The sequence below is a fragment of the Paraburkholderia sp. J8-2 genome, assembly GCF_905220195.1.
Classification (GTDB): domain Bacteria; phylum Pseudomonadota; class Gammaproteobacteria; order Burkholderiales; family Burkholderiaceae; genus Paraburkholderia.
Genome location: NZ_CAJMZA010000037.1, coordinates 43,833 through 68,947, shown reverse-complemented (window position 1 = coordinate 68,947; position 25,115 = coordinate 43,833). Strand labels below are relative to the sequence as shown.

Here is a 25,115-nt window from a genome sequence, read left to right as displayed (position 1 = left end):
AGATTCAGGCCGCCACCGCATCAAGCGCCCACACTTATCGGCTGTAAATTTTTAAAGAGCAATTCGTCTTAATCGCTTCGTTTTCGTTCGCAGCGATCAGCGAAGGAGGCGAATTATGCGGGTCATTTGGGATATCGTCAAGCGACTTTCTAAAAATTATTTTTAGGGGTCGCTACGCCGACTATTTAGCGTCGCATCGCCTTGACGACCGCCATGCTTAAGCGCTGACGCTCTCGACCACGCTTTCGGGAAGCGGCTGGGGCAACCCGACACAAAACCCCTGCGCATAGTCGATGCCAATCCCGCTGAGGCGCCCGATGATCGCCTCGCTTTCCACAAACTCGGCGATGGTCGCCTTGCCCGCGGCATGGGCCACCTGATGAATCGACTGGACGATGGTCCGGTCGAGGTCGCTGCTGGCAATGCCGCGCACGAAGCTGCCGTCGATCTTCAGGTAGTCCACCGGCAAGCGCTTCAAGTAAGTGAACGAGGACATGCCGGAACCGAAATCGTCGAGCGCGAATCGGCAACCCAGCGCGCGCAGACTCTCCATGAGAGCAATCGCTTTCGATAGATTGGTGATCACGGCGGTTTCCGTGATCTCGAAGCACACGCTTTCGAAGCGGATCCCGCAGCGTTGCTGCTGCTGCACGATATACGCGAGCAAGTCGTCGTCGCCGAGCGACGCGCCGGAAAGGTTGATCGACCAGACGTTTGCCGCAAGATGGCCCGCCGCGATGGCTTCGAAAGCACGGCCGATCACCCATCGGTCGACCAGGGGCATCAAGTTGAAGCGCTCGGCCGCCCCGATGAAGTACGCGGGGGGAATCACGCCGCCCGATTCGTCGACCATGCGTAGCAGCAACTCGACGTGCACTTGCTCGCCGACAGCCCCCTCTTTGAGCGACTTGATCTGTTGCGCGTACAGGCGGAACCGGTCGTGCTCGAGCGCCGCTTTTACGCGGGCCACCCACTCCATCTGCGTGTGGGTGGTCGACTGGAGCTGATCTTCGAGGCAATACCGATGCACGCGGTTGCGGCCTTTTTCCTTGGCCATATAACAGGCGACATCGGCCGCCTTCATGACGTCCCACGTCGAAGTCTGCGTGGCGTCTACGTCCACGACGCCAATGCTCACGCCAGTCGTCAGCAAGCGCTGGTCCCATGGCAGGCGAATGACCGTCACGGCCTCCCGCAGATCCTCCGCGACCCGCAGGGCGTCGTCGATGCAGCACTCCGGCAGCACGACGCCGAATTCATCGCCGCCCAGGCGCGCGAGGATATGCGCAGTTCGCAGTTGTTGCTGCAACGCGCCGCCCACGCTGCGAATCAATTCATCGCCGGCCGCGTGGCCACATGTATCGTTGACGACCTTGAACTGATCGAGATCGAGGAACATCACCGCGTGCGGGCGTGCCCCGGCATTCTCGAGCAAGCCCGATAGCCGGCGCTCGAATTCGCGGCGGTTCAGCAGACCGGTCAAATGATCGTGCGTAGCTTGATATTCGAGTTCGGCAGCATGCTGGCGCTCCGTGCTGGCGTCACGAAGCACCATGACCGTGCCCAGCATTTCCTCTTCGTCGTCGCGGATCGTCGCCACGGAGCACGCCACGGGCAAGAGCGAGCCGTCCGGACGCGTCACCGAAAGTCTGCGCTGCGCGTCGTCGGCCACTGCTGCGCGGTTGTGCAGATACTGAGCGGTGACGATATTGCCGGAGCGCTCGTCGTAGAGATCACAAACGTCGAACAGCGGCTTTCGGTAGATGTCGCGCGAGGGACGTCCGAGCATGCGCTCGGCGGCGGCGTTGCAATAGGTCACGCTCGCCGCGTTGTCCAAGCGGATCACACCGTCGTCGATCGAAGCGAGCGTCGCTTCGGTAAGGCTCTTTTCCTTTGCGGCTGCCGCCTCCGCGCGCTTGAGCCCGGAGATATCGAAGAGGCAACCGACGATACGCGTCGCGCGCCCGCTCTCATCGCGTATGGCCTTGCCGCGCCCCCGGCACCACAGATACTGACCATCGGCCATTCGCAGTCTGTACTCGACGTCGTAGAGGCTGTCATGCTTCAGGTGATTGACAATGGTCTCGCGCAAGCGGAGCAGATCCGCCGGATGCACGAGCGCATTGAACGCGCGCGTGTCCATGGGGAGGTCGCCGTCGCCATAGCCGAGTTGCTGGTACAGATAGCGGGAATAATAGGCACGGTCGCTGACAAGGTCCCAGTCCCATAGCCCGGCATTGATGCCTTCGAACCCGAGGCTCAGACGCTCTTCGCTCAAACGCAAATGAGCAGCAAGGCGCTGGAAGACGCGCAGCAGCAGCACGGTGGTGCACGCGAGCACGATCACGAGCCACGCTATTGCGGCGCGGGAGTGCTGGGCAAGCACGGCCGCCGCCACGGCGCTCACCCACGCGGGGACGAGCACCGCAACGATTCGACCGCGGCGGTTGCCTTTGGTAAGCCAGTTCACTGCGCGTGTGATCAGTCTCATGGCTGATTTAGTATTCTTTTTGGTTCAGCTTCCATGCGTCGCGTGCGCGCGGCACTACGAGACAGAGTCACAGTGAAGCGTAATGGTGTGAGTCTGGAAAACGCGCAAACGGAGGAAGGCCCACGGACGGGTGGGTCAGTTTATCCCGTTTCCCTATTCAGAATGAATGGGGATTACCCGCGGAAATCAATTGCGTTGGCGGGAATTAGCGTTTGCATGCTTGCGCACGCGAATGATAGATAAGGAAAGACTTGCGAATTTAATTCTGAATCGGCTCGCAAACGTTCGCGAGCCGTGCGCTCTCACATATTCAAGCATGGAGGCTGGCAACGCAGCCTCCATTTGCCCTCCTGATTACCGGCTCTGCAGGCGGATATCGCGCGAAGACGCGCCCACATACACCGCGCTGCCGGACACGTAGGCCCAGTCGTTACGCGTCGTGTCCCAAACGCTCTGTGCGCGTTCGGTAATCGTCACGCGCACCGGCTGCGACTGGCCCGGCTTCAGGAACACCTTCTGGAAACCCACCAGACGATGCGGCGGCTCGCCGGCATAGCTCACGCCCAGATACACCTGCGCCGTTTCCGCACCGGCCACGCGGCCATCGTTGCGCACCGTGAACGACGCCGTGAGCGTATGTCCCGGGCCCTGCTTCACCGTCAAGCCCGAATAGCTGAAGTGCGTATACGACAGGCCATAACCGAACTCGTAAAGCGGCGTGATGTTGTTCGCGTCATACCAGCGATAGCCCATGTCCAGCTTTTCTGCGTACACGGGATCGGTCGCGAAGGCGCCGTTCGTTCCCCACGTTGGCGTGTCCTGATCGCGCGCCGGGAACGTGACCGGCAGCTTGCCCGAAGGGTTCACCTGGCCGAACAGCACGTTCGCAATCGCTTTGCCGCCGCCCTCGCCCGGATACCATGCCTCGACGATTGCCGCGACCTGGTCCTTCCACGGCATCAGCACCGGATTGCCGCTCTCGATGATCACGATCGTGCGCGGGTTAGCCTTGGCAACGGCCTCGACCAGCTGATCCTGGTTCGACGGATTCGCGAGACTCAGGCTTTGCAGGTCGCCGAAGTCCTCACCCGCAGGCTGCGCCACGACGACGATCGCCACATCGGACTGGCTTGCGAGCGTAGCGGCCTGGGTGATTTCCTGCTGCGTATAGGCGCGGAACGGCTGCGTCTGGTCCGTGTTGCCCGCAAAGCTCACCTGCGCCGAAGGCGCGAGTTGCTGGATCGCCTGCGTGATCGGCGTATTGAGCTTGAGCCACGGGTTGGTCCACCATCCGCAGCCCGTGGACGAAGCGAACGTGAGCCCGCCGCAGCCCGAGAAGTTGCCCGTCACCGGATCGCGTGTGTTGCCCGAGCCACCACCGCTCAGCACGGCCGTATCGGCATGCGCGCCGATCACCGCGATCTTGTGCAGGCTCGGCGCCGAAAGCGGCAGCTGGCTGTTGTCGTTCTTCAGGAGAACGATGGATTGCTCTTCTGCGGCCTGCGTGAACGCGTTGTACTTCGCGAAGTCGATCGTAGCGCCTCCCTGAGCCGGATGGTCCAGCACGCCGGTGCTGATCATCACGTAGAGCTTGCGTCGCACCATGTCGTCCAGGCGGTCCTGCGAGACTGCCTTCGAGGCGATCGCCTGCTTGACCAGATCGGGCGTGAGGTAGACCGTGGGGCCTACGTCCTCTTCCTCGTCGAGGCCCGCGTTGATCGCCGGTGCCGTACTATGCGTCGCGCCCCAGTCCGACTGCACCTGGCCCTGGAAACCCCAATCCTTCTTCAGCACGTCGGTCAGCACATGCGTGTTCTCACATGCGTAAGTGCCGTTCAGGCGGTTATAGCTGCACATCACGCTGCCAGGCCGCCCTTCCTTCGCGGCGATCTCGAACGGCAGCAGATAGAGTTCGCGCAGCGTGCGCTCGTCGATCTGGCTGTTGCCGCCCTGCCGGCCCGTTTCCTGTTCGTTGCCGACGTAGTGCTTGATCGTGGCGATCACCTGCTGGCCCTGTGTGCCGATGGTGCGCGCCGCGAGCATTTCGCCCGCCAGCACGGGGTCTTCGCCGAGATACTCGAAGAGGCGCCCGCCGCGCGGTTCGCGCGCGAGGTTCGTGCCGCCGCCCAGACCCATGCCGAATCCTTGCTCGCGCAACTGGTCGGCTATGCGCGCGCCGAAGTCGCGCGCGAGATACGGGTCCCAGCTTGCCGCGAGCGCGATCGTCGCGGGAAAGGTCGTGCTCTTCTGGCTCGTGCTGCCCGAGCCCGTTGCGGAATCAACCATGTTCAGGTCGGGAATGCCCAGACGCGGCACACCCTGGATATAGCCCGCGCCGCCGCCGGGCACGGCGCTCATTTGATACTCGGAATGGATGAACTGCAGCTTCTCGTCCTGCGACATGCGCTTGAGCAGCAAGTCCGCGCGTACGTGCGCACCGAGGTTCTGAGGGACGGCCATCAACGGCATTGGCAATGGATAAGGTACGTCGTTGCTGCTGTCGCCGGCATAGGCGGTAGCGGCCATCGCAACCAGTACGGTGGCGGTGGGCCAACGGGTGATCCTCATATGTCTCTCCGGGATTTCTAATACGTTATGGAGTACTGATCAGAGCGGTGAACAGGTCTGGCAGAGCGGCCGTCCGCGTCAGACGCCGACGAACTTCCTGCGGGGGAAACTGGCGTGGCCATTGCGCGCAAACGTTTGCTTGCGTGCTTGCGCGTGGACCCCGCCGGTTGATGTAGCAAAACTCCAAATAATCATACAAAAACTATTGAGTCGCCTTACGGGCTTTTATCTCAGTATTTTCCCGGCTGGCGCTAACTAACACGCATGAAAGGTACGAAATTGACAGCAAAACGTAATATTCGAGTAATGCGATTGTTGCGAACACAACGGTAAACCGCCATTCGATGTGAATGGCATGACGTTCGCAAATACCGAGCAACCCCCCGTGACCCCAGCGCGCAATGCGCGACGCGGGCCGAAAAAAGCTAATCTGTTACGAGGCCTGCACAAGCGGCGGCGCTTGCGCCGCTGCGCGCGAAATCGACATCCCCGTAAGGAGTGACCACGATGCAAAGGCAACGCAAGGCTCCCCGAATCGCTTCGACCCTGCTCGTCGCGGCATGTGCATTCACCCTGGCAAGCGGCGCACTCGCGCAAACGGGCATGCCGCAAACGGAGCAGCAAGGCGACATCTCATTCGTGTCCGGCGGAGTTGGCCGCGACGAGTCCACGGCGCTGCGGCACGCGCGCAGCCAGTGGCCGCTCTCGCTGCTGTTTACCGGCCCCGGTTCGAGCTACGTCGCCGACGTGGATGTGAAGATCACGGGTGCCGGCGGCGCGACCGTGCTCGACACGCGTTCGCACGGTCCGTACATGCTCGTGCGGCTGCCGAGCGGACGCTATACGGTCACTGCCACCTATAACGACGTCACGAGGACACAGCGCGTGAACGTCGCCGGCAACGGCAGCGCGCGTGCGACGTTCTCGTTTCCGCACAAGCACTAAGCCGTATCGCATCTCCAGCCTGCCGTAATGACTCGCGAGGCAGCCGCGCTACCGTTGACGCGAGAGAGTCGGCCGCGGCAACTCGTGCTCACGATCTGACCGCAACGCATGCCGCTGCAAGGTATCCGCAATCAATGCGCCGCGGCCCAGTCGACGGTGAAGTCGATGAATGCGCGCGTCTTTGCGGGCGTGTATTGGCGCGAGGGATAGTAGACGTAAAGCGGAAAGCGTTCGTCAGGCCAGTCGGGGAAGAGATTCACCAGCCTGCCATCGGCAATTAGCGGTTCGGCGCCGAGAAGAAGCATTTGCGCAATGCCGGAACCGGCCAGACACGCATTGAGCAATGCGCCCGGATCGTTTACGGTCAGCCGCCCATGCGTCGCCACCACGACATGCTTGCGCTTGCGATGAAACTCCCAGGGATAGGGCTTGCCTGTCTCGGGGTCGCGGAATTCGAGGCACCGGTGAGCGGTGCCTTCAAGATCTTCGGGACGCAGCGGCCTTCCCCGGCGCGAGAGGTAGGCTGGAGCCGCAACCGTCACCACGGCGGTATCGAGCAGCTTGCGTGCGACTAGCGTGGACGATCTCGGCTTGCCGAAGCGCATCGCGACATCGAAACCCTCCGCCACCAGGTCGCCAAGGCTATCTCTCGCGATGAGTTCGATCTCGAGTTCGGGGTGGGCGTCCATGAACCGGTCGAGCTGCGTGCCGAGAATCGCGCGATAGCACACCGGGTCCAGGTTGACCCGAAGCCTGCCCCGCACCGCCGACGCGTTGCCCGATGCCGCAATCGCCGCCTCCTCGAGCCCCGCGAGATGCGGGACGACCTGCTCGTAAAAACGGCGGCCGCCTTCGGTGAGCGAGATCGATCGCGTCGTGCGATTGAAGAGCCGGATATCGAGGCGCTTTTCCAGCCGCGCAATTGCGCGGCTCACGCCGGGCGGCGACATGCCGAGCACGTCTGCCGCGGCGGCGAACGTCCCGGCGTCTACAACGGCGGCAAACACACTGATCGCGCCGGAAATGTTCTCGAGTGTCGTTCTCAATGTCGTCGTTCAATCGCAGCCAGTTCGGCGGCCCGTGGCAGCCGTGGCGATGAGGGATCGGCAATCCGATTCGTGCGCCCGAGTCACGGATCTCGTGCCCTGCGCGGCATTTAGCTTCGGTCGCCGTGCGTCCAGAATGCGTCTCACCGAAACGGGATCAGGCAGCGCGTGACGGCCATCGTGTTTGGGTTTTTCGACAATCTCGTCGACGCATTCGGAGGGTTTCAAGTGTACGCAATTACAGGCATTACCGGAAAAGTGGGCGGCGCTCTCGCACGTACGCTGCTTGCCTCGGGGCAACCGGTTCGGGCAGTCGTGCGCGACGCCGCGCGCGCCGCGTCGTGGCAGGCACAAGGATGCGAACTGGCCACGGCAAGCATGGAAGACGCCGCAGCGCTTACCGCTGCCTTCAGCGGCGCGCAGGCCGTGTTCATCCTGCTGCCGCCACAGTTCGATCCCTCGCCTGGCTTTCCCGAATCCCGTGCGGTCATCGACACCGTGTGCGCCGCGATCCGCCACGCGCAGCCCGGGAAAGTCGTTTGTCTGTCGACGATCGGCGCGCAGGCGCGAGAGAGCAATCTGCTCTCGCAACTCTCCTTGATGGAGCAGGCGCTGGCCGCACTGCCTCTGCCCGTGACCTTTCTGCGGCCCGGCTGGTTCATGGAAAACGCCGCGTGGGATGTCGCGTCCGCACGCGACGACGGCGTGATCGAGAGCTACCTGCAACCGCTCGACCAGGCCGTGCCGATGGTCGCAACCGCAGACGTTGGCCGCCTCGCCGCCGAATTGCTCCAGCAGACGTGGAGCGGCACACGCGTGGTCGAACTGGAGGGGCCGCGCCGCGTGAGCGCGCACGACATGGCTTGCGCATTTGCCCACGTGCTTGGCAGGCCCGTGCGAGCGGTGGCGGTAAACCGGCGGCATTGGGAGTCGCGCTTTATCTCGCAGGGCATGAAACATCCCCAGCCACGCATGCGCATGCTCGATGGATTCAACGAGGGCTGGATCTGCTTCGAGAAACCCGCCCACGATATTGTCCGCGGAGAGGTCGAACTGGACACCGTGCTCGATGCGCTGGTAAAGGATGCATGACGGATGCGTGACGAAAGGCATTGGCGCGATTGACGCCAAAGTTGGCGCGTTCGGCTGTGGTCCGCCGAACGCGCCGCAACTAGACTGTCGTCGCAAACCCTCCACCTTCTCCAAGGAAGCGCGAATCATGCTCGATGTGCTGGCAACGAAATCCACGGGCAGCACGCCCGCGCTGGACAATACCGTGTGGCACGCGCTAACCGGCCGCCAGCGCCATCTTGCCGTCGGGAACGATGGCGCACTGCGGTATGCGCCCGCCATTGCGCCCTTTGCGGCGTTGATGGACACCACGCCCGAATCGTTCGACGCCTTGCGAGGACTCATCGAAGAACACGCCCCCGTTGCCCTGACCACGCTGGATGCCGTGCAGCCGCCCGCCGGCTTCGCGCTGATCAGGCATGCCACGCTGCTGCAAATGGTCTGGCAAGGTGAGCCCCCTGCGCCCGCCACGCAGGAGCATGTCCGGCTAACGGAGCGTGATGTGCCGGAGATGCTCGCGCTGGCCGCCGCAACGCAGCCCGGCCCGTTCGGTCCGCGCACCATCGAATTTGGCGGCTACGTTGGCGTGCGCAAAGCGGGCAAGCTCGTCGCCATGGCAGGCGAGCGCATGAAGGTCGAAGGGCACACCGAAATCAGTGCTGTGTGCGTGGACGCGGCGTTCAGGGGACAAGGGCTCGCGACGGGCCTGATGAAGCTGCTGGTGGCGTCGATCTGTGCGCGCGGCGAAACCCCCTTTCTGCACGTGCTCACGTCGAATTACGGCGCGATTGCGATCTATCGCGCGCTGGGCTTTGTCGAGCGTCGCGAGATGCATCTCACGGTGCTTGGCCTCGCGCCGTAGAAAAGCCGCACAGTTACAACAAGTCGGCGCGCAGCTCCCGCACCCCTCTTCCCAACCGCTGCCGCAACAGGCTGCGCAGCGTCGCGCCGTCGCCGTAACCGACTTCGGCGGCAATTCTCTCCAGGTCAAGCTTGCCGCTGCGCAGCAGCGACTGCGCGTGCTCGACCCGCAAGTCCTGAAAGTACGCGAGCGGCGACTTGCCGAGCACCTCCTGGCAACGGCGCTGCAATGAGCGCGAACTGGTTGCCAGCGCCTTCGCGGCGTCCTGCAGCGAAAATCCCGTCCTGAGATTGTTCCTCGCCCATTGCTCGAAGCGCTGAATGAGCGGATCGGCTTGCGCCAGATGATTCGGGATGATGTACGGCGCCTGCGAAGAGCGGATGTCGGCCAGCAGATAGCGCGAAACGAGCGATGCCAGTTCCGGGCTCGCAGACCGGATCAGCCAGAGCGCAAGATCGAGATGCCCCATGGCCGCGCCGGCGGTCACGCCGATATCCGAAGGCACAAGCATGCGCGATTCATTGAGTTGCACATGCGGATAGCGCTGCCGGAAGAACGGCGCGAGCGCCCAGTTGGTCGTGGCTTCGCGGTAATCGAGCAGCCCCGCCTCCGCGAGGATGAAGGTCCCGACGCACGAAGCGCCGACCCGCACGCCTTCCGCTTGCCATTCGAGCAAGCGCCCGATGCCGTGCTGAACGTCCGGGCGCTCGAACGACTGCATCAGTTCTTGTGGCGACAGCGTCACCAGTGCCGGCACGATCACCCAGTCCGGCTTCATGTCCTGCGCGACCGCCTGCACCGGCACGACCAGGCCGTGAGCCGAACGCACGCGCTTTCTCACCCCCACGAGCGTGACGTCGAAACGCGGCACGCCGCCCATGGCCGCCGCCGAAAGCTTGTTTGCGGCCGAGAACGCGTCGAGCGTGACGGAAAGCCCGGTATCGAACACGCCGTCGAGAGCCAGGACAGAAATGCGCATGGCGTAAATGCCTCTAAAGTTGTCGTTTGCGACAGTACAGCCGACGAGACCCCAACGATACACTCAATCGCGTTGCAAGTCGCAACAAACATTGAACACGGAGGTTGTCATGAAGGTTCTCGCCATTGGATCGATCGTCAAGGAACTCACCCCGGCGCAGCGCGACGAGATCATGCCGCACGAAGTGCCGGCCACGCTCAAGCTCTACCTGGACGGCAAAATCGAGCAGTACTGGTTCCGCCAGGACAAGCCCGGCGTGGTGTTTCTCATGAGCTCGGGCTCGGTGGATGAAGTGAAGGCCACGCTGGACACGCTGCCGCTCGTCGAGGCCGACATCCTCGCATTCGATCTGCTGCCGGTGGGCCCGCTCGCGCCGCTCGGTCTGCTCCTTCAAGGAAAGTAAGCGCAGCAAAGGAGGCGCCGTCCACGCATGCGTCATCGGTTGCCGGCGGCCTCCTGGCAGCCTTCTTCTCCTCGCCAGAGATTTCACCTACAACGTACTGATCCGCCGCTTGTTTTCGATCCGTTGGCGGCTGTCGGGAAACCTGGGAAACCTGGCAAAGGGAAGAAGGATGAAAACTAACAGTCAATGCCAAATCGTCCGCACGCTGGTCTTCGCGGCCATCGCGAGTTGCGCGGGTTATGCGTACGCGCAAACGGCCGCGAGCGCGCCCGGCGAGACCTCCGCTCAAGAAGGCGCCCCCGCGCCATCGGGCCGCTCGGACAGTGCGCTGGTGCGTGACGTGCGCCGCGCCTTCACGCGCACGACGGGACTGAATTTCGCCAACATCCACGTCACGGCGCATCACGGCGTCGTCTCGTTGACGGGGTCGGTACCGCATGAGGTACAGATCGCGCGGGCCGGCGACGCGGCTGGGTCGGTAAGCGGCGTGACCTCGGTGTCCAACCACTTGACGGTGCGTACGGCCCGCAGCAGCGGACCTTGATTGGTGAACCTGAAAGATGACTGAGAAGAGGACTGAGGAGCGGACTCGTCGGCGAATTCGATCGGCCGTACAGCAGGATCGTCCTATTCCCGTGGCGCGCATCCTGTCAAAGTCGAAGTTGACCTATCGAACTTCGATCAAGGAGCCCTCCGTGTCCGGCCAGCCCGCGTCCTCGACTCTCGTCTGCGAGACTTTCACCGAATCCGATATCGAGGGCGCCCACGCGCTTTCCCTGCAATTCCGTTGGCCGCATCGCAGCGACGACTGGCGTTTCGCCGCCGCGGCCGGGCACGGTTTCGTGGTTCGCGAAGGCAAGACCGTGGTCGGCACGGCGCTGTGCTGGCCATGGGGCGAGCATGGCGCGACGCTCGGTCTCGTGATCGTCTCGGCCGACCAGCAGGGCCGCGGCATCGGCCGCATGCTCATGGAGCGCCTGCTCGAAGCGCTCGGCCCGCGCATGACCGTGCTGCACGCCACGCAGGCAGGCCAGCCGCTCTACGAAAAGCTCGGCTTCGAGAAGATCGGCCTGCTGCATCAGCATCAGGGTGACAGCTTCGCGGCGCCCCTTGTCGAGCCGCCGCCGGGCGAGCGCGTGCGTCCGCTCGAACCGGGCGATACGCCGCGCTTGATCGAACTCGCGTCGCGCGCGAGCGGGCTCGACCGCGGCGCGCTCGTGCCGCCGCTGCTCGACGTGTCCGAGGGCGTGGCGCTCGTGCGTGGCGACACGGTGGTCGGCTTCGCGCTGTTGCGCCCATTCGGGCGCGGCCATGCGATCGGTCCGGTGGCCGTCGCCGCCGACGATGGATTGCACCTGCAGCGAGCCAAAGCGTTGATCGCCAACCGCCTGGCCGCCAACGCAGGCGCCTTCACGCGACTCGATACGCCCGACGAACAGGGCCTCGGCCCGTGGCTCGAATCGATCGGGCTCGCGCGCGTCGACTCCGTCGTGAAGATGGCGCGCAACGGCGCGCCCGTACGCGACCCGTCCGTGCTGCAATTCGCCATCGTCAATCAAGCGCTCGGCTGACTGCGAGGACCGCCCCATGACGCTCCTCTACAAAGCCGACCCCGAGCGCGGCAAGCAATGGGCGCAACTCTTCGCGCACAAGGCTCCCGACATCCCGTTCCGCCTGTGGCCCGATACCGGCGACCCCGCCGACGTGCGTTATCTCGCGGCGTGGCAGCCGCCCGAGAATCCCGCGCGCACGCTGCCCAATCTCGAAGTGATTTTCTCCGTGGGCGCAGGCATCGACCAGTTCGATCTCTCAGGCGTGCCCGACCATGTCGCCGTGGTGCGCATGATCGAGCCGGGCATCGTCGAAGGGATGGTCGAGTATGTGACGCAGGCGGTCCTGACCATCCACCGCGATCTGTTCGACTACGCCTTGCAACAGCAACAGCGCGTATGGCGCGCCCGGCCGGTGCGCGCCGCGGCGTCTCGGCGCGTTGGCGTGCTGGGGCTCGGCATGCTGGGCAGTGCGGTGCTCGAACGCCTGCACCTCTTCGGCTTTGACTGCGCAGGCTGGAGCCGCTCGCCGCGCACCTTGCCAGGCGTTGCGTGCTATGCGGGCGCCGAAGCGCTCGACGCCTTCCTTGCGCGCACCGATATCCTCATCTGCCTGCTGCCGCTCACCGAAGCCACGCGCGGGCTGCTCGACGCCACGCTCTTCGCCAGGCTGCCGCAGGGCGCGTCGTTCATCAACGTCGGGCGCGGGCCGCAGCTCGACCAGCGGGCGCTGCTCGACGCGCTCGATAGCGGCCACCTGCACAATGCGATTCTCGATGTCGTGGACCCCGAACCGCTGCCGCCGGAGCATCCGTTCTGGACGCATCCGCGCGTGCGCCTCACGCCGCATATCGCCAGCGCCACGCGCCCCGAAACAGCCGTCGATGTCGTGCTCGAGAACATCCGCCGCCACCGCGACGGCTTGCCGATGCTCGGCCTCATCGACCGCACGCGCGGTTACTGAAGCGACTGGCGCTAAAAGGGCTCAGCAGAATATGCTGCGGCCCCCGATCAAAACGCCACAAACTCGCTATTTCGCGAATTATTTGGCGAAGCGTGTAACGGCATCGGCCCGGTAGCATGGAACGGTGAATCAACGGCCAATCAACGCCTGATCAATGGCCCAAGCGCCGCACTCCTCTGACTTTTCAGCCGGGAACCGAACCATGCCGAATCGCTCGCAGACTCTCTCGCTCATAGAAGCCGACCGCAAACATCTGATCCATCCCGTCGTGAACTACCGCGCACACGAAGCGCGCGGCGTGACCGTGCTCGACTCCGCCCAGGGCGTGTTCCTGCGCGACGCCGACGGCAACGAACTGCTCGACGCGTTCTCCGGCCTCTGGTGCGTCAACACGGGCTACGGCCATCAAAGCATCGTCGAAGCCGCTGCACGCCAGATGGCGCGCCTGCCCTACGCGACCGGCTACTTCCACTTCGGCTCGGAGCCCGCCATCGAACTGGCCGCGCAACTCGTCGAACGCGCGCCCGCTTCGCTGCAGCATGTGTACTTCACGCTGGGCGGCTCCGATGCCGTGGATTCTGCGCTGCGCTTCATCACGCACTACTACAACGCAACGGGCCGCCCCGCGAAGAAGCACATCATCGCGCAGGAGCGCGGCTATCACGGCTCGTCGGCGGTCGGTGCGGGGCTCACTGCATTGCCCGCGTTTCATCGCAACTTCGACTTGCCGCTCGCCACGCAGCATCACATTCCCTCGCCTTATGCGTATCGCAGCGAGCATGCGGACGACGCCGCGCTCGTCGCCGCTTCGGTCGCCGCGCTCGAAGCGAAGGTCGCCGCACTCGGCGCCGAAAACGTCGCCGCGTTTTTCTGCGAGCCGATCCAGGGTTCGGGCGGCGTGATCGTACCGCCCGAAGGCTGGCTGAAAGCCATGCGCGAAGCGTGCCGCAAGCTCGATATTCTGTTCGTCGCCGATGAAGTGATTACGGGTTTTGGCCGCACGGGCCCGCTCTTCGCGTGCCAGGCCGAAGACGTCGAGCCGGATCTGATGACCGTGGCCAAGGGCCTCACGGCAGGCTACGCACCGATGGGCGCTGTGCTGATGTCGGACGCCATTTATCAAGGCATTGCCGATGGCGACAGCGCCGCTGTGGTCGGCCACGGCCACACGTATTCGGCGCACCCGGTGAGCGCGGCCATCGGCCTCGAAGTCATGCGCCTCTATCACGAAGGCGGTCTGCTCGCGAACGGCGTGGCGCGCGCACCGCGCTTTGCCGCCGGGCTCGACGCGCTGCTCGCGCACCCGCTCGTGGGCGACTCGCGTCACCGCGGTTTGCTCGGCGCGCTCGAACTCGTGGCCGACAAGGAGAGCAAGCAGCGCTTCGACGCATCGCTCGGCCTGCCCGATCGCATTGCCGCCGCAGCGTACGGCAACGGCCTCGTATTCCGCGCGTTCGGCGACGGCATACTCGGCTTCGCGCCCGCGCTTTCGTACACCGAAAGCGAGTTCGACCTGCTGTTCGAGCGCCTCGAAAAAACACTCGACGACGTGCTCGCGCAGCCCGAAGTGCACGCTGCATTGAAGGTAAAGAATGGGGTCAGCGCCCGTGTCGCCGCGTGATAACATCACTCGATACTTCGACATGCGGGGCCGCCCCCATCACGATGAGCAACGACTGCAAGCTGGACCGAATCGATCTGCGCATCCTCTCGCAACTGCAGAAGCGGGGGCGCATCACGAATGTCGAACTGGCCGACGCAGTCGGGCTGTCGCCCAGCCCCTGCCTGATCCGCGTGAAACGTCTGGAGAAGGCGGGGTTCATCGTCGGCTACGGCGCGCAGATCCAGCTGGAAAAGCTCGGCGACGTGCAGATGGTGTTCACCGAGGTCACGCTCGCCGACCATCGCCGCGAGGACTTCATCAAGTTCGAGAAGGCCATACGCGAAGTGGACGAGGTGGTCGAATGCCATCTTGCGAGCGGCGGCTACGACTATCTGCTGAAGTTTGTCGCGCGCAGCGTGAGCCACTATCAAAGCATTGTCGAAGGGCTGCTGGAGCGCGACATTGGCATCGAGAAGTACTTCAGCTACGTGATCATCAAGACGGCGTTCGTCAAGACGCACTATCCGCTCGAAACGCTGTTTTCGCAGAACCTGCATTCCTGAGCATGGGCAACGGACGTGAGGCACGCGCCTCGCGCTCTCTCGCCTCGCATCCATTTTCTCGCGCACGCTTCGCGCTGAAACTTCACGGTTTCGGCGCGCTGGTCGTGCGCGCTCATTGCCTCGCATCGAACCACCGACTTCCGCATGGGCGGAAAGGAATCGGCATATGACTACGCGTTACCCCTTGAGCGCGCTGATTCGCAGCGACAACTTCATCGACGGGCAATGGGTGCCCGCCGCCTCCGGCACGCGCTTCGCCGTGACCGATCCCGCGACCGGCAACACGATCGCCGAGATCGCCGACAGCGATGCGAGCGACGCCCGCGCCGCCACCGACGCCGCCGCGCGCGCGTTCCCCGCGTGGCGCGACACGCTCCCCGCGCAACGCGCCGCGATACTGCGCCGCTGGCATGCGCTGATCGTCGAGAACGCCGACGAGCTGGGTCAACTGATTTCGCTCGAACAAGGCAAGCCGCTGCACGAAGGGCGCGGCGAAGCCATGTATGGCGCGTCGTATGTTGCATGGTTCGCCGACGAGGCCACGCGCATCTACGGGGACATCATCCCGCAGCAGCAGCGCGGCAAGCGCATGAGCGCAGTGAAAGAACCGGTGGGCGTGGTCGCGGCAATCACGCCCTGGAACTTCCCGCTCGCGATGATCGCCCGCAAGATCGCCCCTGCCTTGGCAGCAGGCTGCACAGTGGTCGGCAAACCGGCCGAAGACACGCCGCTCACCGCGCTCGCGCTCGTGATGCTCGCGCACGAGGCGGGTGTGCCGCCTGGCGTGCTGAACCTCATCTGCGCTTCGCGCGAGCGCGGCGTGAGCGCTGTGGCGGACTGGCTCGCCGACAGCCGCGTGCGCAAGATCACCTTCACCGGTTCGACGCCCGTGGGCAAGCATCTCGCGAAAGAATCGGCGGGCACGCTCAAGAAGCTCTCGCTCGAACTGGGCGGCAACGCGCCGTTCATCGTGTTCGACGACGCCGATCTCGATGCGGCTGTGGAAGGCCTCATGGCCGCGAAATTCCGCAACGGCGGGCAGACCTGCGTGTGCCCGAATCGCGTGTACGTGCAGTCGGGCGTGTTCGAGCGCTTCGCCGACAAGCTCGCCACGCGCGTGGCCGCCTTGAAAGTCGCGCCCGCGACCGACCCCGCCGCGCAGATCGGCCCGATGATCAATGCGCGCGCGGTCGAGAAGATCGCCCGCCACGTGGACGACGCCGTGAGCCGCGGCGCCCGCGTGCTCACGGGCGGCAAGCGCCTCGCGGAACTGGGCCCGAACTGGTACGCGCCCACGGTGCTCGCAAACGCCACGCCCGACATGCAGCTAAGCTGCGAAGAAACCTTCGGCCCGGTTGTGCCGCTGTTCCGCTTCGAGAATGAAGCCGACGCCATCCACGCCGCGAATGACACGCCCTATGGCCTCGCCTCGTACTTCTACAGCCAGGACGTGCGCCGCATCGACCGCGTCGCGCGGCAGCTCGAAGCGGGTATCGTCGGCATCAACGAGGGCGCGCTCGCCAGCGAAGCTGCGCCCTTTGGCGGCGTGAAGGAATCGGGCTATGGCCGCGAGGGCTCGAAGTACGGGCTCGACGATTATCTCTGCCTCAAATACCTCTGCCAGGGAGGGCTTGCATGAGCACCTATCCGATCGAAGTTGCGTTTCCTGACCTCGCCGCGCACGAGCGCAGCGAAACCGGCATCCCCTATGTGCATACGTTCGATTCGGGCGTGCCCGGCCCGCACGTGATGATCAACGCGCTCACGCACGGCAACGAGGTGTGCGGCGCGATCGTCGTCGATGCGTTGCTGCGCGCGCGCTTGCGGCCACGGCACGGCAAGCTCACGCTCGCGTTCGCGAACGTGGAGGCCTATGGCCGCTTCGATCCTGCGTGCCCCGACGCCGCGCGTTTCGTCGATCAGGACTTCAACCGCGTATGGACCGCGCAGGCACTCGACGACCTCACGCGCGACTCGAGCGAACTGCGCCGCGCCCGCGCGATGCGGCCCGTGATCGACGACGTCGATCTGCTGCTCGATCTGCATTCGATGCACGAGAAGTCCAGGCCGCTCATCGTCGCGGGGCCGCTTGCCAAGGGCGTCGAACTCTCGGCGCGGCTTGGCGCGCCGGCCACCGTCATCTGCGACGAAGGCCACCCTGAAGGCCGCCGCATGCGCGACTACGAAGGCTTCGGCGACGCGGCGAGCGCGAAGAACGCGCTGTTGATCGAGTGCGGACAGCATTGGGAAGCGAGCGCCGTGACCGTGGCGCGCGATGTCACCGCGCGCTTTCTGCTGCTCTCGGGTGTGGTGGACGAAGCGGACCTGCCCGCGGGCTGGCTACAGCCGCTGCCACCGGAAATGCGTGTCGTGCGCGTGACGGAGCCCGTGGTGGCGAAGAGCATGGACTTTCGTTTCGCGGGCGAGTACACGGGCCTCGAAGTGTTCCCCAGGGCGGGCGCCGTGATCGGCTGGTCCAACGGCGAGCCGGTCGTCACGCCCTACGACGACTGTATACTCGTGATGCCCTCGCTGCGCCAGTTGCGCCCGGGCGTGACCGTGGTTCGGCTCGGCAAGATCGAGCAGCGCATCGATCAGAAGCGCTGAAGCGCTTTCTCTTTTTACTTAGGCAAACGAACGAATGATGAAAGTTCAGCAGATCACGCAAAGCATTAACGTGCAGGCACTGGAGGACTGGGGCAGCGCGGGCGCACCCGGCTCGCAGACGATACGCGTCTCGGGCGTGCAAAAAGTGATTCCGGGCACCGAATCTATCGATACGGGGCTCTTCGAATGCACCAGCGGCACCTACCGGCGCTCGGTGAAAGAAGCGGAGGTCATGCACATCCTGAGCGGAAGCGGACGCTTCACGCCCGACGGCGAGGCAACCGTGCATTTTCGCGGCGGCGATACGCTGTTCTTCGCGGCGAACACGGAAGGCACGTGGGAAGTCGACGAAACGATGCGCAAGGTCTACGTCATTTTGTGACGCGAGACGCGGGCGAGCGCTCAAGCCGCTTCGAGCGCTCGCGCCTGCTGCAGAAAGGCGCTGGGCGTCACGCCGCAAAAGCGCTTGAAATGGCGCGCCAGATGGCTCTGATCGAAGAAACCGACTTCGGTCGCCACCACGGCGCCCGGCACGCCCGCCAGCAGCAAGTGCTGCGCGCGGCGCACGCGCACTTCGCACAGGTACTTGTAGGGCGAAAGGCCGACCTGCTGACGAAACACGGTAGCGAAGCGCGACACGCTGAGCGCGGACACCTCGGCCAGTTCGGCGAGACTCACCGCCTTGTCGAAATTCGCTTCGATATAGGCCAGCGCGTCGCGAAGCGGAGTCACGGTCGCGTTATGCATGATCAAGCCTCGCTCGCGGTCGATGCCTGAGCGCCGACCGCAGATGCCGCCAATGGACTGCGCCCGAAGCGCGCAATCGAAAACGGTTCGAGCGGCATGTCGGTTGCGCCGGCGTCGAGCAGTTCCGCGAGCGTTTCGCCCACGCCGGGCCCGATCTGGAAGCCCGAACCGCTGAAGCCGAATGCGTAGAAAAGGCCCTCCGTTGTCGAACTCGGACCAATCACGGGCTCCGAGTCCGGCAGATAGCTTTCCACGCCGCTCCACACGCGGATCACGTGCAGCGGCGCGAGCGCGGGCACCAGCCGGCGAAACTGCGCGATCTGCTGCACGGTGTTGCCGGGCAGCACGCCGGCGCGGCGCGTGCCGGTGTCGGCGGGACCCGCGGGGCCGCCGCCCAGCACGAGGTTGCCGCGTGGAATCTGCCGGAAGTACACGCTTTCTTCCTTGACCGACGTGTAGACGCCCATCGAATGCGTGAAGCGGTAGGGCACGGGCTCGGTCACGGCCATCTGCGGGCCGCGCGCAACGAGCGGCACCGGCTCGCCGAACTGCTCGGAGAGCGCCCCCGCCCATGCACCGGCGCAAATCAGCAGCTGCTGCGCGCGCCACACGTGCCCTGTTGCGCTCTCCACGCGAAAGCCGCCTGCTTCCTTTTCGACCCGCACGATCTCGGTGTTCTCCACGAGCTGCGCACCCATGCGCGCGGCAGCGCGGCCGAAGGCCGGTGCGGCCAGACGCGGATTGGCGTGGCCGTCACGCGGCGAGAGGGAGGCGGCCAGCACTTCGCGGCCAAGGAACGGAAAGCGCTTGAACATCGCCGCCCCTTCGAGCACTTCGAGATCGAGCCCGTATGCACGCGCTTGCTCGGCGTAGCGATGAAAGTACTCGGCGTCGTGTGCGTGATAGCACACGCGCGTGTGGCCCGAAGGCAGGAACTCCACATCTTCGCCAAGCAGCGACTGCGCGCGATACCAGATATCGAGCGCGCGATTGGACATGGCGAGCTGCGAGAGCGCGCGGCCCTGGCGGCGCACGCCGCCGAAGTTCACGCCGCTTGCCTGCTGGCCCGTCAACCCGCGCTCGATCAGGATCACTGAGCGCTTGCGGCGGCTCAGGAAGAACGCCGTGGACGTCCCGATGATGCCGCCTCCAATCACGATCACATCGGCGCGATCCGTCATTCGCTGAACTCCTTTGCGCAGCACGCGCCGTGCTGCGTTTGTGCGGCTATGGCCTGCGTTTCGTCAATGCCATTCTCTACGGCGCTCAGCGTCATCGTGAGCGGCTTCACCGGCGCTTGCCCGCGCAGGCGGCCCACGGCTTCGAGCGGCACGCGCGCCTCGGCGGCAATCACTTCGGCCCCTGCGTGCGCGCAAAAGCGCCCCTGGCAGCGCCCCATTCCCACGCGCGAAAAGGCCTTCGCGCGATTCGCTTCGGTTGCGCCCGTCTCGCGCACCACGCGGCGCAACTCGCCCGCCGTGATGGCTTCGCAACGGCACACTACGGTGTCGTCAGGCAGCGCCGCCGCGAAGTGCGCGGGCCACGGAAAGGCTTTGCGCAAGCCTTGTGCGAAGCGCGTGAAACGCGCGAGTTCAACGCGCAGTCTTGCTGTCTCGGCAAGCGCTTCGTTCGATGAGCCCACGCCCGCATCCTGCAAGGCCGCAAGCGCAGCGAGACGCCCCGCGCGCTCGGCCGCGTCGGCGCCGCGCACGCGCGCGCCGTCCCCAGCGAGATACACGCCTGCCACACTGCTGCGGCCGTCCTGATCGACTTCGGGCAGCCATTGCCGCGCAGCCGCATCAAACGCGAACGCACAACCGGCGAGATCGGCGATTTGCGTTTCGGAGCGCAGGTGATAGCCGAGCGCGACGGCGTCGCACGCCACGCGCTGCTCGTTCCCGTTTGCGAGCTTCACGCGTACGGCGCTCACGCCGTGCTCGGGCGTGCCGTCGATGGCGAGCGGCGTGACGCCGCGATGCACCGGCACGCCCGCGCGGCGCAGCGTGCGCAGCAGCGCCATGCCCTTGCGCAACGTGGCGGGCACTTGCAGCAGATCGGGCAACGCGCGCACGCGCTGGCCTGTCGTGGACGTATCGAGCACCGCGCTCACCGTCGCGCCCGCTTTCACGTACTGCGCGGCGACGAGGTAAAGCAGCGGGCCTGTGCCCATCATGACGGTGCGCGCGCCGATGGCGCAGCCCTGCGACTTCAGCGCGACCTGCGCGCCGCCCAGGCTATAGGCGCCCGCCAGATGCCAGCCCGGCACCGGCATGAGCCGGTCGGTCGCGCCGCTGCAGACGATCAACGCGTCGAAGGCCAGCTCGTGATAGCGCGCACCGCTTGCGAGGTGCACGGACTTCGGCCCGACGTTCCAGACTAGCGTGTCGGGCAGGTAATCGATCTGCGGGCGCAGCGCGTCGAAGTCGCGGTGCAGCGACGCCGCGCGCGCGGCCTCGGTGCCGTAGAGCGTTTCGTAGCTGCGCTTGAAGCCTTCGGGCTGGCGGCGGTAGATCTGCCCGCCATCGCGCCGCCCTTCGTCCACCACGACAGGGCGCAGCCCCGCCGCGACCAATGTTTGCGCCGCGCGCACGCCAGCGGGCCCCGCGCCGATCACGACCACCTTCAGTTCTGCGCGCGCGGCCATACGCCCTCCCCGGCAAGCGCATTGCGCGTCACGATCGACATGCCCGGCGCCGCCGGCGTCGTGCAAGCGCGCAGCCGCTCGCCCTGCGCGGTCCACACCCAGCAGTCCTGGCACGCACCCATCAGGCAGAAGCCGGCACGCCGCCCGTCGTCGAACTCGCAGTCGCGCAGCGCGTCCTGCGTGGCGAGCAGCGCGACCATCAGCGTGTCGCCCTCGGCGGCCTGCGCCATGCGGCCGTCGATTTCGATGTCGAAGGTCGGCCGGCCCGCTTCCGCCACTCTCACGAAGCGTGCGCTCATGCGGCGGCCCTCTTTGTGGCTTGCGTGGCTTGCGCGACCTGTGCCGCCTGTGCGGTCTGAAGCCGCTGCAGTTCGGCCGTCGTGTGATGGCAAAGAATCTGCGCGCCGCCAGGCAAGCGCTTGATCGCGGGCGGCGTGACGTTGCAGGCGCCGTCGATGCGCACCGGGCATCGCGCGCGGAACGCGCACAGTTCGCGCACTTCGGCCGAGGCGCCAAGCGGCGGGAGCGCCGTGCCCGCTACAGCGCGCCGTGCATCGAGCCAGCCCGGCTGCAGGGCCGGGACCGAATCGACGAGCAGGCCCGTGTACGGGTGATAAGGCGGCGCTTCCAGCACATCGCGCTGACCCGCCTCCACGCACTGGCCGCCGTACAGCACGACGACGTCATCGCAAATCGCGCGCACCGTCGAAATATCGTGGCTGATGAACATGTACGAGACGCCCAGCTCGCGCCGCAATTCGGCGAGCAAGTCGAGAATCGCTGCACCGACCACGGTGTCGAGCGCAGAGGTCACCTCGTCGCACAGAATGAGCGCGGGCTCCGCCGCGAGCGCGCGAGCGAGGTTCACGCGCTGCTTCTGGCCGCCCGAGAGCGCGCCCGGCTGGCGCTTCGCAATCGACGCGGGCAGCTTCACGAGGTCCAGCAGTTCGAGCATGCGCTTTTGCGCCCGCGCGCCGCGCAGACCGTGATAGAAGCACATGGGCCGCGCGAGGATATCGGCGATCGTGCGGCTCGGGTTCAGCGCCGTGTCCGCGTTCTGGAACACGATCTGGATCCGGCGGTACTGGTCGGGCGTGCGCGCCGAAAGCGTGGCGGGCAGCGGCACGCCGTCGAGCAGCACCTCGCCGCGCGCACGCTCGACGAGCCCCGCCACCACGCGCGCGAGCGTCGTCTTGCCCGAGCCCGATTCGCCGATCACGCCGAGCGCACTGCCGCGCGGGATGCGCAGGCTCACGTCCTCCAGCACGCGCACGGCCGGCACACCGTTCGCATCGACGCGGCCATAGCCCGCGATCAGGCTGCGAACTTCGAGTAGCGGCACCTCGGCAGGCGGCGGCGCGACGGGCGGACCGGGATCGGGGTGACGGCGCGCGGCCAGCAGCGCGCGCGTGTAGTCGTCGGCGGGAGCGTCGAGCACCTGGAGCGTCGTGCCGTTCTCGCGCACCGCGCCATTGTTCAGGACGACGATACGATCGGCCATCTGCGCGACGACTGCGAGATCGTGCGACACGTACACAGCCGTCGTACCCAGCTCGCGCACGACCTTGCGGAACGCCGCGAGCACTTCGATCTGCGTGGTCACGTCGAGCGCCGTGGTGGGTTCGTCGAACACGACCACGGCGGGATCGGTGATAAGCGCCATTGCCGCCATCAGCCGCTGCAACTGGCCGCCGGAAACCTGATGCGGATAGCGCGCGCCTATCGTCTCCGGCGAAGGCAGCGCGAGCGCGCGGAACAGGCTCACCGCTTTCTCGCGCGCCGCCGCGGGCGACATCAGCTTGTGCAGCAGCGCGGGCTCGGTCACCTGATCCATGATCGTGCGCGCCGGATTGAAGCCCGCCGAAGCGCTCTGCGCCACATAAGCCACGGTGCGCGCGCGCAGTGCGCGGCGGCCGCGTTCGTCGAGCGCGAGCACATCCGTGCCGCCAATCTTCACGCTGCCGCCCGCGATGGCGCAGCCCTCGCGCGCATGGCCGAGCAGCGAGAGCGCGATGGTGGTCTTGCCCGACCCCGACTCGCCGATCAGCGCGAGCACTTCGCCCTTTTTCACCGTGAAGTCGACGCCCTTGACGATCTCGACGACCGGATCGGGCACCGCGCCCGCGACCACGCGCAGGCCCGTCACTTCGATCATGTTCATTTTCCGCCTCCATGCGCGCGGCCGCCGTGACGGCGCAGGCTGTCGATCAGCAGGTTGACGCCGACGGTCAGCGTCGCGATGGCGACGGCCGGCATCAGCACGGCGGGCGCGCCTTCCGCGAGGCCGCCAATGTTCTCGCGCACGAGCGAGCCCCAGTCCGCATCCGGCGGCTGCACGCCGAGGCCGAGGAACGAGAGGCCCGAGAGCAGCAGCACGATGAACACGAAGCGCAGGCCGAAGTCGGCGAGCATGGGGTGGATCATGTTCGGCAGCACCTCCACGCGGGCGATATAGAACAGCCCCTCTCCGCGCGCCCGGGCGACCTGCACGTATTCGAGCGTCATCAGGTTCACGGCGAGCGAGCGCGAGATGCGAAACGCTCCCGGAATATAGGCGAGCGCTGCGACGGTGATGAGCATAGGCACCGACGAGCCGAACGCCGCGATCACGACGAGCGCGAGCACCTTGCTCGGAATGGAGATCAACGCGTCGAACAGGCGGCTCAGCACCTCGTCGATCCAGCGCGGCGCGACAGCCGCAAGCAGTCCGAAGAACGTGCCGATGCCGCTTGCGAGCAGCGTGGCGGCGAGCGCGAGGCCCACCGTGTACTGCGTGCCGTAGAGCACGCGGCTCAGCATGTCGCGGCCGAGGAAATCGGTGCCGAGCAGATGCGCCGCGCTATACGAGCCGAAGATCTCCGTGGAGGTGATGGCGCCGCCCTTGTACGGCGCGACGAGCGGCCCGATGAAGGCCACGCCGAGCCAGAACACGACAATGGCAAGTCCGATCAGGCCGAGCACCGAGAGGCGCCCGACGATACGGCGCAGCGGCGAGCGCGGCGGCGTGGGAACATCGCTCTGTACGTCCTTGGCAACCTCGGCGGCGCGTTCCTCGCTCTCGCTGGTCGCGTAGAGCACGGTCGCGGCATGGGATGTGGCGGGTCGGTTCATCGTTGACGCAGCCTCGGGTTGGATACGATTTGACACAGGTCCGCGATCAGCACGAGCACCAGATACGCGGCGCAGAACACCATCACGCAGCCCTGCACGAGCGGCAGATCGCGGTTCGTCACGGCGTCGACCATCAGGCTCGCGAGGCCCGGATAGTTGAAGATCGACTCCACGATCACCACGCCGCCAAAGAGATACGAGAGGCTGAGCGCTACCGCATTGGCGATCGGGCCGATCGTGTTCGGCAGCACGTGGCGCAGCACGATGCGAGCAGGTGAAGCGCCCTTCAGGCGGGCCATTTCCACATACGGCGCCCCCAACTGGTCGAGCACGGCGGCGCGCGTCATGCGCGCCATCTGCGCGACGATCACGCAGCACAGCGTCATGACCGGCATCGCATAGATACGCAGGAGCGTGCCGAACGAGTCCACCTCGGAGAGGTACGCGAGCGCAGGTAGCCAGCGCAGCTTCACCGCGAAGATCAGCACCGCGATGGTGGCGACGAGAAACTCGGGCACGGCCACGGCGGAAAGCGTGAGCACGTTCAGTGCGCGATCGAGCAGCGACCCGCGGAACACAGCGGAAAAGATGCCGATGGCGAGCGCGAGCGGCACGGAAACCAGCGTGGTGAGCCCGGCCAGCACGAGCGAATTCGGCAGGCGCGTGGCGATCAGCTCGCTCACCGGCTGGTTGTTCGACACCGACGTGCCGAAGTTGCCGGTCACGGCCTGCAATAGCCAGTGGACATAACGCGTGAGCGCGGGCTGATCGAGGCCGAACTGGTGACGCAACGCGGCCACCTGCTCGGGCGTGGCCGCCTGGCCGAGGGCCTGCTGCGCGGCGTCGCCGGGCAAGAGGCCCGTGAGGCCGAACACGATTGCCGAGACGATCAGCAACGTGAGCAGCGCGAGACCGAGACGCGCGGCAATGAGACGTTGCGCGTGAGCTTTCATCGGATGTC

Annotated in this window: 23 protein-coding genes; 12 read left to right on the top strand and 11 right to left on the bottom strand. The window is 65.5% G+C overall.

Translation table 11 applies throughout. The annotated features are described in order from the left end of the window. Positions 1-217 precede the first annotated feature (217 nt). Positions 218-2,491: an EAL domain-containing protein gene (locus U5A52_RS38135; protein WP_321939276.1), complete on the bottom strand. Its 2,274-nt coding sequence runs from the start codon at positions 2,489-2,491 to the stop codon at positions 218-220. A 354-nt stretch (positions 2,492-2,845) separates the two neighbouring features. After that, a complete protein-coding gene (locus U5A52_RS38130) occupies positions 2,846-5,059 on the bottom strand; it encodes a glycoside hydrolase family 3 C-terminal domain-containing protein (protein ID WP_321939274.1) in 2,214 nt (737 codons plus the stop codon). Positions 5,060-5,566: 507 nt separating this feature from the next. Here U5A52_RS38130 and U5A52_RS38125 point away from each other — a divergent pair. Continuing rightward, positions 5,567-6,004 carry a carboxypeptidase regulatory-like domain-containing protein gene (locus U5A52_RS38125; protein ID WP_321913405.1) on the top strand — a complete coding sequence of 146 codons (438 nt, stop codon included), beginning with the start codon at positions 5,567-5,569 and terminating at the stop codon, positions 6,002-6,004. Between the two features lie 131 nt (positions 6,005-6,135). Here the strand turns inward: U5A52_RS38125 and U5A52_RS38120 are convergent, their stop codons facing one another. Then, the gene (locus U5A52_RS38120) at positions 6,136-7,050 is read right to left on the bottom strand and encodes a LysR family transcriptional regulator (protein WP_321913404.1); all 915 of its coding nucleotides are present in this window, start codon (positions 7,048-7,050) and stop codon (positions 6,136-6,138) included. A gap of 228 nt (positions 7,051-7,278) precedes the next feature. Between U5A52_RS38120 and U5A52_RS38115 the strand changes: the two genes are divergently transcribed. Together U5A52_RS38115 and U5A52_RS38110 are read left to right on the top strand one after the other, a co-directional pair. Next, positions 7,279-8,142, top strand: coding sequence for an NmrA family NAD(P)-binding protein (locus U5A52_RS38115; RefSeq protein ID WP_321939272.1), 864 nt, complete (start codon positions 7,279-7,281; stop codon positions 8,140-8,142). 127 nt (positions 8,143-8,269) lie between these two features. Continuing rightward, a complete protein-coding gene (locus U5A52_RS38110; RefSeq protein ID WP_321939270.1) occupies positions 8,270-8,983 on the top strand; it encodes a GNAT family N-acetyltransferase in 714 nt (237 codons plus the stop codon). A gap of 13 nt (positions 8,984-8,996) precedes the next feature. Here the strand turns inward: U5A52_RS38110 and U5A52_RS38105 are convergent, their stop codons facing one another. Beyond that, entirely contained in the window at positions 8,997-9,962 is a 966-nt protein-coding gene (locus U5A52_RS38105) for a GlxA family transcriptional regulator (protein WP_321939268.1), read from the bottom strand. Positions 9,963-10,071: 109 nt separating this feature from the next. Between U5A52_RS38105 and U5A52_RS38100 the strand changes: the two genes are divergently transcribed. The 9 genes from U5A52_RS38100 (at position 10,072) to U5A52_RS38060 (ending at position 18,034) form a co-directional block, all read left to right on the top strand. Next, positions 10,072-10,365 (top strand): hypothetical protein, encoded by a 294-nt coding sequence (locus U5A52_RS38100; RefSeq protein WP_321913401.1) that lies wholly within the window; start codon positions 10,072-10,074, stop codon positions 10,363-10,365. 169 nt (positions 10,366-10,534) lie between these two features. Beyond that, the gene (locus tag U5A52_RS38095) at positions 10,535-10,909 is read left to right on the top strand and encodes a BON domain-containing protein (protein WP_321939266.1); all 375 of its coding nucleotides are present in this window, start codon (positions 10,535-10,537) and stop codon (positions 10,907-10,909) included. Positions 10,910-11,060: 151 nt separating this feature from the next. After that, complete coding sequence (locus U5A52_RS38090) at positions 11,061-11,936, top strand: GNAT family N-acetyltransferase (protein ID WP_321939264.1); 876 nt, start codon at positions 11,061-11,063, stop codon at positions 11,934-11,936. Positions 11,937-11,952: 16 nt separating this feature from the next. Continuing rightward, complete coding sequence (locus U5A52_RS38085; protein WP_321939263.1) at positions 11,953-12,879, top strand: glyoxylate/hydroxypyruvate reductase A; 927 nt, start codon at positions 11,953-11,955, stop codon at positions 12,877-12,879. A 202-nt stretch (positions 12,880-13,081) separates the two neighbouring features. Continuing rightward, entirely contained in the window at positions 13,082-14,500 is a 1,419-nt protein-coding gene (locus U5A52_RS38080; protein WP_321913397.1) for an aspartate aminotransferase family protein, read from the top strand. A 44-nt stretch (positions 14,501-14,544) separates the two neighbouring features. Beyond that, entirely contained in the window at positions 14,545-15,045 is a 501-nt protein-coding gene (locus U5A52_RS38075) for an Lrp/AsnC family transcriptional regulator (protein ID WP_042269347.1), read from the top strand. Positions 15,046-15,211: 166 nt separating this feature from the next. Next, complete coding sequence (locus U5A52_RS38070) at positions 15,212-16,684, top strand: NAD-dependent succinate-semialdehyde dehydrogenase (protein ID WP_321913396.1); 1,473 nt, start codon at positions 15,212-15,214, stop codon at positions 16,682-16,684. Next, complete coding sequence (locus U5A52_RS38065; RefSeq protein WP_321939261.1) at positions 16,681-17,652, top strand: M14 family metallopeptidase; 972 nt, start codon at positions 16,681-16,683, stop codon at positions 17,650-17,652. Before U5A52_RS38070 ends, U5A52_RS38065 begins: the two co-directional genes overlap by 4 nt. A 37-nt stretch (positions 17,653-17,689) precedes the next feature. Beyond that, positions 17,690-18,034, top strand: coding sequence for a cupin domain-containing protein (locus tag U5A52_RS38060; RefSeq protein ID WP_321939277.1), 345 nt, complete (start codon positions 17,690-17,692; stop codon positions 18,032-18,034). A 20-nt stretch (positions 18,035-18,054) separates the two neighbouring features. On the opposite strand, the gene U5A52_RS38055 is transcribed toward U5A52_RS38060, so the two are convergent. The 7 genes from U5A52_RS38055 to U5A52_RS38025 are packed head-to-tail and all read right to left on the bottom strand — an operon-like array spanning position 18,055 to position 25,107. Further along, positions 18,055-18,399: an AraC family transcriptional regulator gene (locus U5A52_RS38055; protein ID WP_321939259.1), complete on the bottom strand. Its 345-nt coding sequence runs from the start codon at positions 18,397-18,399 to the stop codon at positions 18,055-18,057. A 2-nt stretch (positions 18,400-18,401) separates the two neighbouring features. After that, positions 18,402-19,580 (bottom strand): FAD-dependent oxidoreductase, encoded by a 1,179-nt coding sequence (locus tag U5A52_RS38050; RefSeq protein WP_321939258.1) that lies wholly within the window; start codon positions 19,578-19,580, stop codon positions 18,402-18,404. After that, positions 19,577-21,043: an FAD/NAD(P)-binding oxidoreductase gene (locus tag U5A52_RS38045; RefSeq protein ID WP_321939256.1), complete on the bottom strand. Its 1,467-nt coding sequence runs from the start codon at positions 21,041-21,043 to the stop codon at positions 19,577-19,579. Before U5A52_RS38045 ends, U5A52_RS38050 begins: the two co-directional genes overlap by 4 nt. Further along, complete coding sequence (locus tag U5A52_RS38040) at positions 21,022-21,342, bottom strand: (2Fe-2S)-binding protein (RefSeq protein ID WP_321913391.1); 321 nt, start codon at positions 21,340-21,342, stop codon at positions 21,022-21,024. The genes U5A52_RS38045 and U5A52_RS38040 overlap by 22 nt, the downstream gene beginning before the upstream one ends. Next, entirely contained in the window at positions 21,339-23,204 is a 1,866-nt protein-coding gene (locus tag U5A52_RS38035; protein ID WP_321939253.1) for an ABC transporter ATP-binding protein, read from the bottom strand. Before U5A52_RS38035 ends, U5A52_RS38040 begins: the two co-directional genes overlap by 4 nt. Next, a complete protein-coding gene (locus tag U5A52_RS38030) occupies positions 23,201-24,154 on the bottom strand; it encodes an ABC transporter permease (RefSeq protein WP_321913389.1) in 954 nt (317 codons plus the stop codon). The genes U5A52_RS38035 and U5A52_RS38030 overlap by 4 nt, the downstream gene beginning before the upstream one ends. Next, positions 24,151-25,107, bottom strand: coding sequence for an ABC transporter permease (locus tag U5A52_RS38025; RefSeq protein ID WP_321913388.1), 957 nt, complete (start codon positions 25,105-25,107; stop codon positions 24,151-24,153). Before U5A52_RS38025 ends, U5A52_RS38030 begins: the two co-directional genes overlap by 4 nt. Between the last annotated feature and the right edge of the window lie 8 nt (positions 25,108-25,115).

What these genes read in the sequence shown, in the direction of transcription:
- U5A52_RS38135 (WP_321939276.1), bottom strand. Translation starts at nt 2,491, where the DNA reads ATGAGACTGATCACACGCGCAGTGAACTGGCTTACCAAAGGCAACCGC.
- U5A52_RS38130 (WP_321939274.1), bottom strand. Translation starts at nt 5,059, where the DNA reads ATGAGGATCACCCGTTGGCCCACCGCCACCGTACTGGTTGCGATGGCC.
- U5A52_RS38125 (WP_321913405.1), top strand. Translation starts at nt 5,567, where the DNA reads ATGCAAAGGCAACGCAAGGCTCCCCGAATCGCTTCGACCCTGCTCGTC.
- U5A52_RS38110 (WP_321939270.1), top strand. Translation starts at nt 8,270, where the DNA reads ATGCTCGATGTGCTGGCAACGAAATCCACGGGCAGCACGCCCGCGCTG.
- U5A52_RS38105 (WP_321939268.1), bottom strand. Translation starts at nt 9,962, where the DNA reads ATGCGCATTTCTGTCCTGGCTCTCGACGGCGTGTTCGATACCGGGCTT.
- U5A52_RS38100 (WP_321913401.1), top strand. Translation starts at nt 10,072, where the DNA reads ATGAAGGTTCTCGCCATTGGATCGATCGTCAAGGAACTCACCCCGGCG.
- U5A52_RS38095 (WP_321939266.1), top strand. Translation starts at nt 10,535, where the DNA reads ATGAAAACTAACAGTCAATGCCAAATCGTCCGCACGCTGGTCTTCGCG.
- U5A52_RS38085 (WP_321939263.1), top strand. Translation starts at nt 11,953, where the DNA reads ATGACGCTCCTCTACAAAGCCGACCCCGAGCGCGGCAAGCAATGGGCG.
- U5A52_RS38080 (WP_321913397.1), top strand. Translation starts at nt 13,082, where the DNA reads ATGCCGAATCGCTCGCAGACTCTCTCGCTCATAGAAGCCGACCGCAAA.
- U5A52_RS38075 (WP_042269347.1), top strand. Translation starts at nt 14,545, where the DNA reads ATGAGCAACGACTGCAAGCTGGACCGAATCGATCTGCGCATCCTCTCG.
- U5A52_RS38070 (WP_321913396.1), top strand. Translation starts at nt 15,212, where the DNA reads ATGACTACGCGTTACCCCTTGAGCGCGCTGATTCGCAGCGACAACTTC.
- U5A52_RS38065 (WP_321939261.1), top strand. Translation starts at nt 16,681, where the DNA reads ATGAGCACCTATCCGATCGAAGTTGCGTTTCCTGACCTCGCCGCGCAC.
- U5A52_RS38060 (WP_321939277.1), top strand. Translation starts at nt 17,690, where the DNA reads ATGAAAGTTCAGCAGATCACGCAAAGCATTAACGTGCAGGCACTGGAG.
- U5A52_RS38055 (WP_321939259.1), bottom strand. Translation starts at nt 18,399, where the DNA reads ATGCATAACGCGACCGTGACTCCGCTTCGCGACGCGCTGGCCTATATC.
- U5A52_RS38050 (WP_321939258.1), bottom strand. Translation starts at nt 19,580, where the DNA reads ATGACGGATCGCGCCGATGTGATCGTGATTGGAGGCGGCATCATCGGG.
- U5A52_RS38045 (WP_321939256.1), bottom strand. Translation starts at nt 21,043, where the DNA reads ATGGCCGCGCGCGCAGAACTGAAGGTGGTCGTGATCGGCGCGGGGCCC.
- U5A52_RS38040 (WP_321913391.1), bottom strand. Translation starts at nt 21,342, where the DNA reads ATGAGCGCACGCTTCGTGAGAGTGGCGGAAGCGGGCCGGCCGACCTTC.
- U5A52_RS38035 (WP_321939253.1), bottom strand. Translation starts at nt 23,204, where the DNA reads ATGAACATGATCGAAGTGACGGGCCTGCGCGTGGTCGCGGGCGCGGTG.
- U5A52_RS38030 (WP_321913389.1), bottom strand. Translation starts at nt 24,154, where the DNA reads ATGAACCGACCCGCCACATCCCATGCCGCGACCGTGCTCTACGCGACC.
- U5A52_RS38025 (WP_321913388.1), bottom strand. Translation starts at nt 25,107, where the DNA reads ATGAAAGCTCACGCGCAACGTCTCATTGCCGCGCGTCTCGGTCTCGCG.